The following is a 16,909-nucleotide window of genomic DNA, read 5'->3' as shown; positions in this document are numbered from 1 at the left end:
ACGACCGGCGCCGCGCGACGAAGATCGGACCTGTATGTCTTCTCCCTCGGATTCGACGGCTCTCCCGCACGCCACCGGCCAGTGGCTTCCCGTTACCGCCGCCCAGTCCGAGGTGTGGGTCGCACAGCAGCTCACCCCCGCCAGCCCGGCCTACAACATCGCCCTGACCGTCGAGGTGAACGGGCCGCTCGACATCGCCCGCGCCGTCGAATCCGTGTACATGACCATCCGGCGCGCCGAGGCGCTGCACGTGCGGTTCGCGGTCGGGGCGGACGAGGTGCTGCGGCAGCAGCGACTCGATCCGCAGGGGTGGACCCTGCGGATCGTCGATCTGCGCGGCAAGCCGGATCCCGCGGCCGCCGCCCGCGCGTGGGTCGAGAACGACATGCAGACCGTCGCCGAGCTCGAGAGCGACGGGCCGCTGTTCACCCAGGCGATCCTGCGGATCGACGACGAGCTCACGTGGTGGCACCAGCGGTACCACCACAGCATCATCGACGGCTACGGCATCGTGCTGCTGGTCGCCGAGGTCGTCGGCAGGCAGGAACACCCGGAGCTGCTGTTCGACGAGCAGGACTGGTCGCTGCAGACCGCGATCGACGCGGACGTCGAGTACCGCGAGTCCGGGCGTTACGCGTCGGATCGTGAACACTGGCTCGAATCGCTGGCCGACGCCCCCGAACCCCCTGCGTTGCTGCCGCCTTCGCCGGACCCCACCGCACCGCCGATCAAGGCGACCGTCGAACTCGACCCCGAGACCGTCGCCGGGCTGTTCCGGTTCGCCGACGCCCAGGACATCAGGCGCACCCGGATCCCGTTCGCGATGATCGCCGCCTACCTGCACAGGGTCAGTGGCCAGACCGACCTGATGCTGTCGGTGCCGCTGACCGGCCGCACCGGGCGGGCGCTGCGGAACCTGCCGTCGATGGCCTCGACCATCCTGCCGATGCGACTGCAGGTGGACGGCGACAGCACGCTGGCCGCGCTGGCGGCACACATCGACAAGGGGCTGGTCGGGCTGCTCCGGCACGGCCGCTACCGCGGTGAGGACCTCGCAAGGGAAATGCGCGCGCTCGACCCGTCCCGGCGCGTGTTCGGCCCCGGCGTGAACATCGTGATGTTCGAGCACCCCATGACCTTCGGCGGCAGCCCCGCATCCGCGCAGAACATGGTCACCGGCGCGATCGGCGAGCTGGACTTCACCGTGCAGGGCGGTCAGGAGGGCCAGTCGATCAGGATCGACCTGCGCGTCGGTGCGGGCCTCGAGGACGAACTCGAGCGGCACCGCGTGCAGTTCACCGAGTTCATCGGCCAGCTCGCCGCCGCGCCCGAGGCCCCGGTCTCGCGGTTCGACGTGCTGTCGGACGCGCAGCGGCGCCAGGTGCTGGTGGACTTCAACGACACAGCCCGGCCGCAGCCGAGCCACACTGTGCCCGAACTGTTCGCCGCTCAGGTCGCGGCGACCCCGGACCGGGAGGCGCTGATCGCGGGCGAGGTCCGGCTCAGCTACCGGGACCTCGGCGCGCGGGTGAACCAGCTCGCCCGGCACCTGACCGAGCGTAGACTGGCGCCGGAAGAAGTTGTCGCGGTCGGTGTTCCGCGCTCCGCCGAGATGGTCGTCGGACTGCTCGCGGTGATGGCCGCTGGCGGCGCCTTCGTGCCCCTCGACCCGGCCTGGCCGCAGGACCGCCGCGACCAGGTGCTCGCCGACGCGGGCGCCCGGCTGGTTCTCACCGGACCTGGCGGGGTGCAAGCCGCACCGGACGCCGCGGTGGCGGTGGACCTGGCGGACTGGGCGCACGCGGGGCAGTCTGCGGATCCCCTCGACGCCGAGATCGAGGGCCGGTCGCTGGCCTACGTCATCTTCACCTCCGGTTCCACCGGCAGGCCCAAGGGCGCGATGATCCGCCACGAGGCGATCTGCGCCCGGTTGCTGTGGCAGGTCGAGGAGGTGCTCGGGTTCGGCGTCGACGACGCCTCACTGTTCAAGGCGCCGCTCTCCTTCGACATCTCGGTCAACGAGATCCTGCTGCCGCTGGTCTCCGGTGGCCGGCTGGTGGTCGCCGAGGCGGGCGGCGAGCGCGACCCGCACTACCTGCTCGATCTCATCGAACGCGAACGCGTCACCTTCGTGTACCTGGTCTCGTCGATGCTGAGCGTGCTGTTGGACCTGGCCGAGGGCGGCCGCTCGCTCGACGGTCTCCGGCACGTCTGGTGCGGCGGCGAGGTGCTCACCCCGGAATTGTTCGACCGCTTCCGGCGCCGGCTCAGCACCACCCTGTACCACGGTTATGGCCCCGCCGAGGCGACGATCGGTGTCTCCCATGTGATCTACCGTGACCGGGCCGAGCGGATCGCGTCCTCGATCGGCAGGCCGAACCCCAACACCCAGCTGTACGTGCTGGATTCGCAGCTGCGGCCGGTGCCGCCCGGAGTCGGCGGCGAACTGTATGCGGGCGGATACCTGCTCGGCCGCGGCTACGTCGGTGCGGCCGCCCTGACGGCTTCCCGATTCATCGCCAACCCCTTCGCCGAGGACGGGGCCCGGCTCTACCGCACCGGCGACCTCGCACGGTGGGCGGAGGACGGCAGTCTCGACTTCATCGGTCGCGCCGACAACCAGGTCAAGATCCGCGGCATGCGCCTCGAGCTCGAGGACGTCGAGGCCGCCCTCGCCTCGCACCCGGGCGTCCGCGACTGCGCGGTGCTGGTGCGCGAGAACAACGGATCCAAGTACCTTGCGGGCTATGTGGTCTCGCACGCGGACCACCCGGCACTGACCTCCGACGAGGTGCGGGCCTGGGCGGCGGCCAAGCTGCCCGAGTACATGGTGCCCACCGCCGTGCTGGTCCTCGGCGAGTTCCCGTTGACCGCGAACGGCAAGCTGGACCGGCGGGCGCTCCCGGAGCCGGACCTGCGTGCCGCGCTGCCCGGGCTGGCTCCGCGCACCGAGCGCGAGCAGCAGCTGTGCGCCATCATCGCCGGGGTGCTCGGCGTCGACTCCGTCGGCGTCACCGACGACTTCTTCGCGCTCGGCGGTGACAGCATCGTCGCCATCCAGCTGGTGAACCACGCGCGCGGCGCAGGCCTGAACTTCAGTGCCCGCGAGGTCTTCCAGTTGCGCACCGCGGAGGCCCTCGCCCGCGAGATCGAGGGCCGGGCGGAGGCGCTGGTTGACCGGCTCGACGTGCCGCTCGGCGAGGTCCCCGCGACGCCGATCATCGCGCACACCAGCGAATCCGGCGAGGCCATCGCCCGGTTCCACCAGTCGGTGCTCGTGCAGACGCCGATCGGGTTCAACGCGGACGCGGCGCGCGCCGCTCTGGCCGCGGTGATCGAGCGCCACGATGCGCTGCGCGCCGCGCTGATCCGCGGTGAGCGCTGGGCGCTGTCGGTACCCGAGACCGCGACCGCGACGGACCTGCACCGGGTCGATGCGGAGCACCTGTCCGCGGCCGAGCTGGACGCCGTGGTTTCACGCGAAACAATCGACGCCGCAGCGCGACTCGACCCCGACGCGGGCTTGATGGTCGCGGCGGTCTGGTTCGACGGCGGGGCGGACCGCCCTGGCCGGCTGCTGCTGGTGGTGCACCACCTGGTGGTGGACGGCGTGTCCTGGCGGATCCTGCTCGAGGACCTGGCCAGGGCGGGAACGGCGGCGACGGCGGGCATTCCCGTCGAGCTGGCCCCGGTGGGCACCTCGCTGCGCCGGTGGTCCCAGCTGCTGTCCGGGCGGGCCGAATCCGGTGCCTTCGACGGCGAACTCGACCACTGGCTCTCGGTGTCGCGGACGCCGGACCCCGCGCTCGGCTCCCGCGCGCTCGACCCGGCGCTCGACCGCTGCGGCGCAGCCGAGTCGATCACGGTGAGCCTGGCGCCCGAGTTCACCGGGCCGCTGCTCGGAGCCGTGCCCGCCGCGTTCGGCGGTCAGGTCGGCGACGTGCTGCTCACCGGACTCGCCGTGGTGCTGGCGGACTGGCGCGGCCGGGCCGGCCACGGCGCGGGTTCACCGGACACGCAGGTGGTCATCGACCTCGAGGGTCACGGCCGCGAGGAGGACGCCGCGGGCAGGCCGGTCGACCTGGGACGCACGGTCGGCTGGTTCACCAGCCTGTACCCGGTCCGGATCGACGCGGGTGCGCTCGCGGACGGCCTCGACCCGGCCGCGCTCGGCGCGGCGGTGAAGACGGTCAAGGAACAGCTGCGGGCGGTGCCCGGCAACGGCATCGGCTACGGCGCGCTGCGATACCTGAGCGCCTCGGGTGCCGAGCTGGCAGGCGGCGTCACCCCGCAGGTGCTGTTCAACTACCTGGGAAGGGTGTCCGCCTCCGAGGGCGCGGACTGGCTGCCGATCGCGATGGACGGCGCCAACGACCCCGATGCGCCGATGGGCCACGGCATCGAGTTCAACGCGATCGCGGAGGACGGACCCGACGGGCCGACCCTGCGCACCACCATCACCTGGGCTCCCGGGTTGTTCCCCGCGGCGCGGATCGCCGCCCTGTCCGAGGCCTGGACCGCGGTGCTGCGTGCGCTCGCGGCGAGCGCCCCGTTCGGCGGCCACACCCCCTCGGACTTCCCACACGCGCGGCTGGGCCAGGCGGACGTGGACCAGCTCGAGGCGGCCGCCGTCGACCTGGTCGACGTGCTGCCGATGACCCCGCTGCAGGAGGGCATCTACTTCCACAGCGCGTTCGAGACCGAGCACTCCGATCCCTATGTGGTGCAGCAGATCGTCGAGCTGACCGGCCCGGTGGACCCGCAGGCGCTGCACGCCGCGCTGCAGACGGTCGTGGACCGGCATGCGGCGCTCCGCACCGGGCTGCGGGCGGTGTCCGACGGCCGCGTGGTGCAGGTGGTGTCCGGCGACGCCCGCGTCCCGATGGAGGCGGTGGACCTGCGTGGACTGGGTGCCGACGAGGTCTCGTCCCGGGTCCGGCAGATCCTCGCCGACGAGCGGGTGCGCGGCTTCGACCTCGAGCAGGCGCCGCTGCTGCGCTACGTGCTGGTGCAGATCGGTCCGGACGAGCACCTGCTGCTGCAGTCGATCCACCACATCGTCGCCGACGGTTGGTCGGTGCCGGTGATGCTGCGCGAGCTGATGGCGCTCTACGCGCCCGCGGGCTCGGAGCCCGCGGCGCTGCCCGCCGCAGAGCCGTACCGGAACTACCTGGGCTGGTTGGGCTCCCGTGATCGGGAAGCGTCGATCGAGGTGTGGCGCGCCGCGCTCCACGGCGTCGACGAGCCGACCGGGCTCAGCAAGGCCGAGCGGGGCACCGAGGTCGGCGTGCGCGAGGTCAAGGTCAACCTGTCGGCGGCACAGACAGCGGACCTCATCGCGTTCGGCCGCGCCCGCGGATTGACGCTGAGCACCCTGGTGCACGGCGCATGGGGCCTGCTGCTCGGAAGGCTCACCAAGCGCCGCGACGTGCTGTTCGGCTCGACGGTGTCCGGGCGCGGCGGCGACCTGCGCGGCATCGAGACCATGGTCGGGTTGTTCATCAACACCGTGCCCGCTCGCTTGCGGTACCGCGCAGGGGAATCCGCCGCGGAGGCGCTGACCCGTTGGCAGGACGAGCAGTCGAGGCTGCTCGAGCACCAGTACATCGGACTGAGCGAGCTGCGCAGGCTGACCGGGCTGCAGGAGCTCTTCGACACCCTGGTGGTGTTCGAGAACTACCCGATCGGCGAGGGCGCCGTCGCCGACCCCAGCGGCCGGGTGGAGATCACCGGCATCACCTTCGAGGAGAACCCGCCGTACCCGGTGACGCTGATCGTCGCGCCCGGCGACGAGCTGCGGCTCGAGGTCAAATACCAGGCCGCGGTGGTCGACTCGGCCACCGCCGACCGGTTGGCCGACGGCATGGTGTCCTTCCTCGGCGAGCTGGTGCGCGACGGCGACCAGCCGATCTCCGCGCTGGCGCTGGTGACCGAGGCCGAGCGGGACGAGTTGGAGGCCAGCTGGGCCGCGTCCCTCGGATCCGCCGAGGACCGCACCCTCACCGACCTGCTCGACGAGCAGGCCGCCAGGACCCCGGAGGCGGTCGCCGTCGAGTTCGAGGGACGGTCGCTGACCTATGCCGAGCTGCACGCGCGGGCGAACCGGCTGGCGCGAGACCTCGTCGACCGCGGGGTGGGACCGGAGTCGCTCGTCGCCGTCGCGCTCGGGCGTTCGCTCGAACTGATGGTCGCGTTGCTGGCGATCGGCAAGGCGGGCGGCGCGTACCTGCCGCTCGACCTCGACTACCCGGCCGACCGGTTGTCGTACATGCTGGCCGACGCCGCGCCCGTATGCGTGCTCACCGACGGCGAGCCCTTCGACACCGGGCTGCCGGTGCAGAGGGTGGATCTGTCCGAGCCGCTGAGGGATTCGGATATGCCGCCGGCGGTCGCCGGGGCCGTGGCGGGCAATCCCGCCTACGTCATCTACACCTCGGGCTCGACTGGCAGGCCGAAGGGTGTGCTGGTGGCGCACGAGGCCATCGTCAACCGGCTGCTCTGGATGCAGAACGAGCATCCGCTGACGGTGGGGGACCGGGTGCTGCAGAAGACGCCGTCGAGCTTCGACGTCTCGGTGCCGGAGTTCTTCGGGCCGTTGATCGCCGGCGCCACCGTCGTGCTGGCCCGTCCGGGCGGGCACAAGGATCCGGCGTACCTCGCCGACCTGATCGCCGAACGCGGCATCAGCCGTGCGCATTTCGTGCCGTCCATGCTGGACCTGTTCCTGGCCGAGCCGGGTGCCGCCGCCTGCACCGCGCTGCGGGTCGTCGGCTGCTCGGGTGAGGCGCTGTCCGCCGCGTCGGCCCGGCGCTTCGCCGAGGTGCTGCCGGGTGTGCGTCTGGACAACCTCTACGGACCCACCGAGGCCGCGGTCGAGGTGAGCTACTTCTTCGGGGCGCAGGAGATTTCGTCGGCTGCGCTCAGCGTGCCGATCGGCGCGCCGGTCGCGAACACCCGGCTGTACGTGCTCGATCAGTACCTGAACCCGGTGCCGCCGGGTGCCGAGGGAGAGCTGTACCTGTCCGGGCCGCAGCTGGCCCGTGGCTACCTCGGCCGCGCCGCGCTGACCGCGGACCGGTTCGTCGCCGACCCGTTCGTCGCCGGTACCCGGATGTACCGGACCGGCGACCTGGTGCGGTCCGTGGACGGCGAACTGGACTACGTCGGCCGCGCCGACGACCAGGTGAAGCTGCGCGGCTTCCGGATCGAGCTCGGTGAGATCGAGGCCGCGCTGCTGGCCGATCCGTCGGTGGCACAGGCCGCCGTCCTGGTGCGCGAGGACCGCCCCGGCCAGCAGCGTCTGGTCGCCTACGTGGTGCCCTCCGGGCCCGTGAGCACTTCCGGTGTCCAGGGGGACCAGAAGTACGCACAGGCGCTGGCCGCCTCGCTGCCGGAGTTCATGGTGCCCAGCGCCTTCGTGGAGCTGGACGCGTTGCCGCTGAGCCCGAGCGGAAAGCTGGACCGCAAGGCCCTGCCCGCGCCGGACTTCTCCGTCGCGGTGTCGGCGCCTGCGTCGAGCACGGGCACGGAGGGACGGGTCGCCGCCCAGTTCGCCGAGGTGCTCGGCCTGGACCGGGTGGGAGCGGGCGACGACTTCTTCACCCTCGGCGGCGACAGCATCCTGGCGATCCGGCTGGTGAACCTGGCCCGCCGGGACGGCATCACGCTCACCCCCCGCCAGATCTTCGAGCAGCGCACCCCGGCCGCGATCGCGCGGTTGGTCGGCGAGGCGGACCCGGTCGCTCAGGCGGTCATGCCCGACGCACCCGTCGCCGACGGCATCGGCGAGGTCATCCCGCTGCCGGTCGTGCATCGGCTCTCCGAATGGTCCGGCGGCACAGATCGTTTCAACCAGGCGGTGCTGCTGCACACCCCGGTAGGCGCCGATGAGCGCGCACTCCGCAAGGCGCTGCAGGCCCTGCTCGACCACCACGACGGCCTGCGCGCCCGCCTGACCCGGCATGCACCCGGCGTGTGGTCGACGGCGACCACCGAACCCGGTTCGGTGAGCGCTGCCTCGATCTTCACCACCGTTGACGCCCTGGACCCGGAGTCGCTGCGCGACATCGTCACCGAGCACTCCGAGTCGGCGACCGAGCGTCTCGACCCCGAGTCGGGCGTGATGCTGCAGGCGGTGTGGTTCGACGCGGGACCGGAGGCCACCGGCCGCCTGCTGATCGTCGCGCACCACCTCGTAGTGGACGGGGTGTCCTGGCGGATCCTGCTCGAGGACCTCGCGATGGCGAACGTGGCATCGGCATCCGGTCAGGATGCGGCGCTAGATCCCGTCGGCACCTCGTTGCGTGGGTTCGGCCGGATCGTCGCCGAGCAGGCCCAGGGCGCCGATCGCCTCGCCGAGCTGGCGCACTGGACCGCCGTGACGGCGCCAGGAGCGGCGCTTGTGCCGGAGGTCAGCGGTCACGCGACCATCGGAACCGCTTCCCAGCACCGGGTTTCGCTGTCCGTTCACGACACCGCCGCCGCGCTGACGACCGTGCCCGCACTGGCGAACGCCGACGTGACCGACGTGCTGCTCAGTGCGCTGCGGATCGCCGTCAGCCGATGGCACCGCGACACCGGCCGCGCCGCCTCGGACCTGCTGATCGACCTGGAACGGCACGGCCGCGAGGAGCTGACGTCGGGCGTGGACCTGTCCCGCACCGTCGGCTGGTTCACCAGCATCAGCCCGGTCCGGCTGCGGGCCGGCGAGCGACCGCTGGACGTGCTCAAGGACGTGAAGGAGCGGCTGAGGGACGCGCCCGACGGCGGCATCGGCTTCGGCATGCTGCGGTACTCGAACGCCCGCACCGCCGCCCTGCTCGCCGCCCGCGCGGAGTCGCAGGTCCTGTTCAACTACCTGGGCCGGATGCCGTCGGCCGATCTCGGCATCGCGGTCCCGTGGGCCCCGGCACCCGAGACCGATGCGCTGTCAACCGATCCCGACGCCGACATGGGCGGGCCCTACCTGCTGATCGTCAATGCGATCTGCGAGGACACGGCCGAGGGACCGGTGCTCCACGCGAACTTCGGCCGCTCCGACCTGGGGTTGACCGAGTCCGACGGTGAGGCGCTGAGCCAGGGCTGGGCGCAGGCGCTGCGCGAGCTCGTCGAGACCGCTGCGCGCCACGACGGACCCGGCGTCCTGACGCCGTCGGACGTGCCGCTGGTGGCGCTGACCCAGGCGGAGCTGGACCTGATCGCCGAGCGCAGCCCCGCCGGGGTCGACGCGGTGTGGCCGCTGTCCCCGCTGCAGGAGGGCCTGTACTTCCAGGCCACCTTCGACGAGGGTGCCGACATCTACACCGCGCAGTTCTCGCTGGACTTCGAGCATCGGCTCGACATCGAGCGGCTGGCCTCGGCGCTGCGCACCCTGCAGCGCAGGAACCCGACGCTGCGTGCGGGATTCCTCAGCGACGGCCTCACCGCGCCGGTGCAGTTCATCACCGCGGACCTCGACGTCCCGATCGTCGAGTTCGACCTGCGCGAGCTGACGGACGCCGAGCGCGAGGCCCACGCCGCCGAGCTGATGGCCACCGACCGGCTCACCCCGTTCGACCTGACGGCGCCGCCGCTGTGGCGGGCCATGGTGATCCGCCTCGACGACGACCGCGACCGCCTGGTGGTCAACCGGCAGTTCCTGCTCTGGGACGGCTGGTCGAACGGCATCGTCGTCAGCCAGCTGCTCGCGCTCTACGAGTCCGCGGGCGACGACAGCGGGTTCCCGACCCCGACGGGCGGTTTCGACGACTACCTGGGCTGGCTGCGCGACCGCGACAGCGAGACCGGGAAGGCGGAGTGGCGGCGCGCGCTTGCCGGTCTCGAGGAGCCCACGCTGCTCGGGTCGGCCGTGGCGGGGGCGCCCGCACTGCCCGGCCGTCGCGACACCGTGCTCACGGCGGAGCTCAGCGAGCGGCTGCGGGCCAGGGCATCGGCGAGCGGGGTCACTTTCAACGCCGTCCTCAGCGGGGCGCTGGCCCTGGTGCTCGGCGCCGCGACCGGGCGCGACGACGTCGTGTTCGGCATCACCGTCGCAGGCAGGCCCCCCGAGGTCGAGGGCCTCGACACGGTGGCCGGACTGTTCCTCAACACGGTCCCGGTTCGCACCACGCTGCGTCCGGCGGAGCGGGTGGAGGACCTGTTGCGGCGCAGCCAGTCCGAGCGCCTCGGCCTCATGCCGCACGACTATCTCGGACTGGCCACCATCGGACGCGAGTCCGATCACCGCCAGCTCTTCGACGTGCTCTACGTGCTGCAGAACTTCGTCGACGAGAACCAGGTGTCGGCGCTCAACAGCGCGCACGACATCAGCGGCGGCGACAGCGTCGACCACACCCACTACCCGCTGACCGTGGTGGTGACACCCGGCAACCGGGTGAAGATCAAATTCGAGTTCCGCCCGGAGGCGGTCGCCGAGGCGGCGGTCGAGTCGATGCTGGCCCGGTTCGTCGGGCTGCTCGAACTGTTCGCCGACGACGTGTCCGCACCGGTCGGATCGCTGGACCTGTCGCTGCCCGGCGAGCGTGCGGCGCTGGCGTCCCACTCGACCGAGCATGAGCTGCCCGAATCCACCATCGCGGACCTGTTCGCGGAGGCGGCCGCACGCACCCCGGACCAGGTCGCGTTGGTCTTCGGTTCGGAGTCGGTGACCTACCGGGACCTCGACGGCCGGATCAACGCCATGGCCCGGCTGCTGCTGGCGCACGGTGCCGGTCCGGAACGGATTGTGGCGCTTGGCCTGCCGCGGTCGGTGGAGATGGTGGTCGCGCTGTTCGCGGTGCTGCGCACCGGTTCGGCGTACCTGCCGCTCGAGCTGGACCACCCGGCGGAGCGTCTGCTCGGGATGCTCGACGATGCCAGGCCGGTGGCGCTGGTGACCACCGTCGCGGTCCGCGAGACCCTCGTCGGCTTCGACGGCGCGGCGATCGTGCTCGATGGTGGTACGAGCCAGGACCACGGCACCGGACCGCTGACGGACGCCGAGCTGGGCGGTTTCGCCCCCGGCGCCCCCGGGCGGCTGGACCACCCGGCGTACGTCATCTACACCTCCGGCTCGACCGGCAAGCCGAAGGGCGTGGTCACCGGGTACCGCGGCCTGACCAACATGCAGTTCAACCACCGCGCGGAGATCTTCGATCCGACGATCGAGATGACCGGCGGCAGGCGGCTGCGCATCGCGCACACGGTCTCGTTCGCCTTCGACATGTCCTGGGAGGAGCTGCTCTGGCTCGTCGAGGGTCACGAGGTGCACATCTGTGACGAGCACCTGCGCCGGGACGCGGAGGCCCTGGTCGCGTACTGCAACGCGCACGCCATCGACGTCGTCAACGTGACGCCGACCTACGCGCAGCACCTGTTCGAGGAGGGCCTGCTCGGCGACGGTCCGGGCGAGCACCGGCCGCCGCTGGTGCTGCTCGGCGGTGAGGCGGTGCCGGATTCGGTGTGGAGCCGGCTGCGGGACACCGACGGGACGTTCGGCTACAACCTGTACGGCCCCACCGAGTACACGATCAACACCCTCGGCGGCGGCACGTCGGACTCCGCGACGCCGACTGTCGGCAAGCCGATCTGGAACACCAGGGCCCACATCCTCGACTCGTGGCTGCGTCCCGTCGCGGACGGGGTGGCCGGCGAGCTGTACATCGCGGGCATCGGCCTTGCCCGCGGCTACCTGGACCGTTTCGGCCTGACCGCCGAGCGGTTCGTGGCCGATCCGTTCACGGCGGGCGGTCGGATGTACCGCACCGGCGACCTGGTGCGGCGCGGCATCGACGGGAACATCGACTTCCTGGGCCGCACCGACGACCAGGTGAAGATCCGCGGTCACCGCGTCGAGCTGGGCGAGATCGAGGCGGTCCTGGCCGGCCTCGACGGCGTGCGGCAGTGCGCCGTCATCGCGGCGCCGGGCCCCGGCGGCGTCAAGCGGCTGGTGGCCTACGTGGTGCCCTCCGGGCCCGTGAGTGGTTTCGGTCCCCATGCGGGCCAGAAGTACGCACAGGCGCTGCGCGCCAGCCTGCCGGACTACATGGTCCCGGCGGCCTTCGTGCCGACCGAGACCTTGCCGATGACGGTGAACGGCAAGCTCGACGTGCGAGCGCTGCCGCCGGTGCCGGACGCGGTCGGTTCGGGCTCTCGCGCGCCGGAAGACCACATCGAGCAGGCGCTGTGCGAGCTGTTCGGTGAGGTGCTCGATGTCGGCGAACTCGGCGTCGAGGACAGCTTCTTCGACCTCGGCGGGCACTCGCTGCTGGCGACCAGGCTGATCAGCAGGGCCCGGTCGGCGCTGTCGACCGAGCTGACGATGCGGGACCTCTTCGAGGCGCCCACCGTGGCTGAGCTGGCGGAGCGGGTCCGCGCGCGGGGCCAGGCGGTGCGCCCGGTGCTCGCGCCCGCGGTCCGCCCCGAGAACCTGCCGATGTCCTCCGCGCAGCAGCGGCTCTGGCTGATCCAGCAGATCGAGGGGGACTCCGCTGCCTACAACTTCCCGATCGTGTTGCGCCTGAAGGGCGAACTCGACGCCGAGTTGTTCGCGATCGCGCTGGCGGACGTGGTCGGCAGGCACGAGTCGCTGCGCACGGTGTTCGGCGAGGTCGACGGCCTGCCCGTGCAGCGGATCCTCGACGAGGCGACCCCGGAGCTGACGGCGGTGGACGGGACCGAGGCCGATATCGCGGGCCTGGTCCGCGGCGCCGTGCTGCGGCCCTTCGACCTGACCCGAGAGATCCCGGTGCGCGGCACCGTGATCCGGCTGGCGGCGGACGATCACGTCCTCGCGCTGGTGCTGCACCACATCGCCACCGACGAGTGGTCGGACCGGCCGTTCCTGCGCGACCTGATGCTCGCCTACGCCTCACGGGCGCACGGGCAGGCGCCGCAGTGGGAGCCGCTGGCCGTGCAGTACGCGGACTACACGCTCTGGCAGCGCGAGCTGCTCGGCGATTCCGTGGACCCGGATTCGGTTCTGAGCGAGCAGCTCTCGTACTGGGAGCGGACGCTGTCCGGTGCGCCGGAGGAGCTGACGCTGCCCACAGATCGCGCCAGGCCCGCGCGGCCGAGCTTCGCGGGCGGCGCGATCGAGCTGGATCTGGATCCGCGCACCACCGCGTCACTGCGGGCGCTGGCCGCCGACAGCGGCGCGAGCATGTTCATGGTGCTGCACGCCGCAGCCGCGGCGCTGCTGCACCGCATCGGCGCGGGCGAGGACCTGCCGCTCGGTGCGCCCATCGCGGGCCGCACCGAACAGGGCCTCGACGACCTGGTCGGGTTCTTCGTCAACACGCTGGTGCTGCGCACCGACGTGAGCGGCAACCCGACGTTCGGCGAACTGCTGGCCCGGGTCCGCGAGCTCGACCTCGCGGCGTTCACTCATGCCGACGTTCCGTTCGAATCCGTTGTCGAGCGGCTGAACCCGGCCCGCACGCTGGCCAGGAACCCGCTGTTCCAGGTGATGGTCGGCTATCACAGCCGGGCCGCCGACATCACAGAGCTGGGCGGGCTGACCCTCGAACCCGTGCCGCTGCAGGAGCGGACGGCGAAGTTCGACCTGGTGTTCAACTTCACCGAGTTCCTTCCCGCGGGAGCGGGTTCGGATTCCGGCGACGGCAAGATCACGCTGCGCCTGGAGTACGGCGCGGACCTGTTCGACCGGTCCACCGCCGACGCGATCGCGCACCGTCAGCTGACGCTGCTCGACGCCGTCGCGCAGGAGCCGTCGACGCCGATCGGCGCGGTCGACGTGTTCCTGCCAGGCGAGCGGAACCTGGTGCTGGTGGACTTCAACGACACCGGCCGGGAGGTGCCGGAGGAGACCCTCGACGCCTCGTTCGCGCGCTGGGTCGCGGCCACGCCGGACGCGGTTGCCGCGCTCGACGAGCACGGCAGCGCCACGTACGCCGAGCTCGACGAGCGGTCCGACCGGATCGCTTCGGTGCTTGCCGACCGCGGCGTCGCCGCGGAATCGGTGGTGGGCCTTGCCGTTCCGCGCTCGGTGGACATGGTCGCCTCGGTGCTCGCCGTGCTCAAGCTGGGCGCGGCGTACCTGCCGCTCGACCTGAGCCACCCCGCGGACCGGATCGCGTACATGCTGGCCGACTCGAACGCGGGGGTGCTGCTGAGCACCGCCGCGGAGTCGGCACGGATCGACGAGGCGCCGGGCCTGCGCCGGGTGCTGCTCGACGAGCCGGGGACGGTCGCGGAACTCGCCGCGGCATCGAAGCCGGTGCCCGCGGTACCCGCGGGAATCGACCACGCCGCCTACGTCATCTACACCTCCGGATCCACCGGCAGGCCGAAGGGCGTGGTGGTCTCGCACGAGGGCATCTCCAGCCTGGTCGCCACCGCCGAGGACCGGATGCGGCTGACGCAGGGGTCGACCGTGCTGCAGTTCGCCTCGGTCGGGTTCGACGTCGCGGTGTTCGAGCTGTCGATGGCGCTGTGCACCGGGTCGCGCCTGGTGATCGTGCCGGACCGCTCGCGGGTCGCGGGCCCGGAACTGACCGACTTCATGCACGAGCACGAGGTCACGCACGCGATCATCCCGCCGTCGCTGATGGCCGCGCTGCCGCCGGGCGCCCTTGTGCCCGCGGGTTGCACGGTCCTGGTCGGCACCGAGACCGTGCCGCCGGACCTGATCGGGCGCTGGGCGGAGCGGCTGAACCTGCTGGCCGCCTACGGCCTCACCGAGGCGACGGTGAACAACACACTGTGGCAGGCGCAGCCGGGCTGGAACCAGGCCGTGCCGATCGGCATCCCGGACCCCAACGAGCAGGCGTTCATCCTCGACGCGCGACTGCGGCCGGTTCCGGTCGGCGTCGCGGGTGAGCTGTACATCGCCGGCCGCGGGCTGGCCCGCGGCTACCTCGGCAAACCGGCGCTGACGGCGGGGCGTTTCGTCGCCAATCCGTTCGGCCCCGGCCGCATGTACCGCACCGGTGACCTGGCGCGCTGGCGGGCGGAGGGCAATATCGACTTCCTCGGCCGGGTCGACGACCAGGTGAAGATCCGGGGTTTCCGCATCGAGCTCGGCGAGATCATTGCGGCGCTCGCGGGCAGCCAGGGCGTCAACCAGTCCGCGGTGGTCACGGACCGGGACGGGTCGATCGCCCGGCTGATCGGGTACGTGGTTCCGCTCGAGGGCGAGGTGGTCGATCCGGCCGCGGTGCGCGCCCACGTGGCGTCCTCGCTGCCGGACTACATGGTGCCCAGCGTGGTCATCGTGCTGGACGGGCCGCTGCCGCTCACGCCGAACGGCAAGCTCGACCGCAAGGCGCTGCCCGCGCCGGACTGGTCGGAGCTGACCGGCGACGTCGCGCCGCGGACGCCGAGGGAGCGGGTGATCGCGGACCTGTTCGCGGAGATCCTGCACCTGCCCTCGGTCGGTGTGCACGACAACTTCTTCGACCTCGGCGGCCACTCGATGGCCTCGATGCAACTGGTCGGCCGCGTGCGCACGGAACTCGGTGCGCAGCTGAGCATTCGGGAGGTCTTCGACGCACCGACGGTCGCGGAGCTCGCCGAGCTGACCGAGGCGGACAACGGTGAGGGCAGGCCTGCCCTGCTCGCGGGCGAGCCCTGCGACGGCGCCGCGCCGCTGTCACCGCCGCAGCGCAGGCAGTGGCGGATGTACCGGGAGTCACCGACCGCCAGCCACGCCCTCTCGCTCTACCCGGAGCGTCGACTCGACGCCGAGTCGCTGGCGTTGGCGCTCGACGACGTGGTCTCGCGGCACGAGCCCCTGCGCACGGTGTTCTTCGAGCGCGACGGTGAGGTGTTCGGCCAAGAGGCGGTGCGTCCGCAGGTCGGGCTGGTCGACGTCGGCGACGACGATCTGCACGCGCGGGTCTTCGAGCTGGCCCAGCAGCCGATGGATCTGACCGAGGAGGCGCCGCTGCGGGTGCAACTCGTGGAGGACGGGTCGGGTCGCCAGGCCCTGCTGCTGGTGATGCACTACCTGGCCGTCGACGAGTGGTCCGTGGTGCCGTTGCTCGGGGAACTGCTCGCCGGTTACCTGGCGCGGCAGGCGGGACATGCGCCCGAGCTGCCGCAGCTGCCGGTGACCTATGGCGACTACGAGCTGTGGTCGCGGCAGGTACTCGGCGATCCCGCCGACGAGTCGAGCAGGCATGCAAGGCAACTCGGGTACTGGCGGCAGCGCCTGTCCGGCATCCCCGCGGCCCTGGCCATGCCAGGCGAGCGGCCTGGCGGTCCCCGCCGCGGCGACGTGGCGCCGCTGCCGATCGACGAGTCACTGCATCGCGAGATCGACGCGCTGGCCCGCAGGACCGGCACCTCGATGTTCATGGTGTTGCAGTCGGCACTGGCCGTCGCGCTCACCGAGGCCGGTGCGGGCGAAGACCTTCCGATCGGGGCCCTGGTCGCCGGCCGGACCGAGGAGGCGCTGTCCGGGTTGATCGGCTGCTTCTTCAACACCGTGGTGCTGCGGACGGACACCTCGGGCGAACCGACCTTCGCGGAGTTGCTGGCCAGGGTCAGGGAGAGCAACCTGTCCGCGCTCGAGCATCAGGATGTCGGATTCGACGACGTGGCAACCGAACTCGGCGGCGACGCGCTGCGGCCTCAGGTGATGGTCGTGCACCACGAACAGGCGCGCCTCGGCGAGGTGGACGGGGTCTTCGGGGGACTGCTGCCGGTCCCGGTGGGGGAGCCGGTGTCGGACCTGACGCTGAGCTTCTACGAGCCGGTGGGGGAGGGGCCCGTGCACGCCTACCTCGGCTACCGGGCGGACGTGCTCGAGCCCACCGTCGCGTCGGCTCTTGCGGACCGACTGCTGGCCGTGCTCGCCGCCGCGTGCGCCGACGCGGATCGCCGGATCGGGCTGACCGGATGATGACCCGCCCCGCCACCCGAATTAGGGTAGGCTGCGCTACTATTCAGCGCGGCCCGAATGTTGGAC

1 protein-coding gene is annotated in these 16,909 nt (G+C 71.8%); it reads left to right on the top strand.

Annotated elements, in window-relative coordinates:
• Positions 1–34: 34 nt before the first annotated feature.
• Complete coding sequence (locus ACWFRB_RS12260; RefSeq protein ID WP_452641291.1) at positions 35–16,843, top strand: amino acid adenylation domain-containing protein; 16,809 nt, start codon at positions 35–37, stop codon at positions 16,841–16,843.
• Positions 16,844–16,909: the final 66 nt, after the last annotated feature.

The organism is Rhodococcus sp. NPDC055112 (genome assembly GCF_053607505.1).
This window is presented reverse-complemented; position numbering and strand designations above follow the sequence as displayed.

Bases quoted from the DNA above. Each gene is read 5' to 3' on its own strand.
- ACWFRB_RS12260 (WP_452641291.1), top strand. From the start codon at position 35: ATGTCTTCTCCCTCGGATTCGACGGCTCTCCCGCACGCCACCGGCCAG.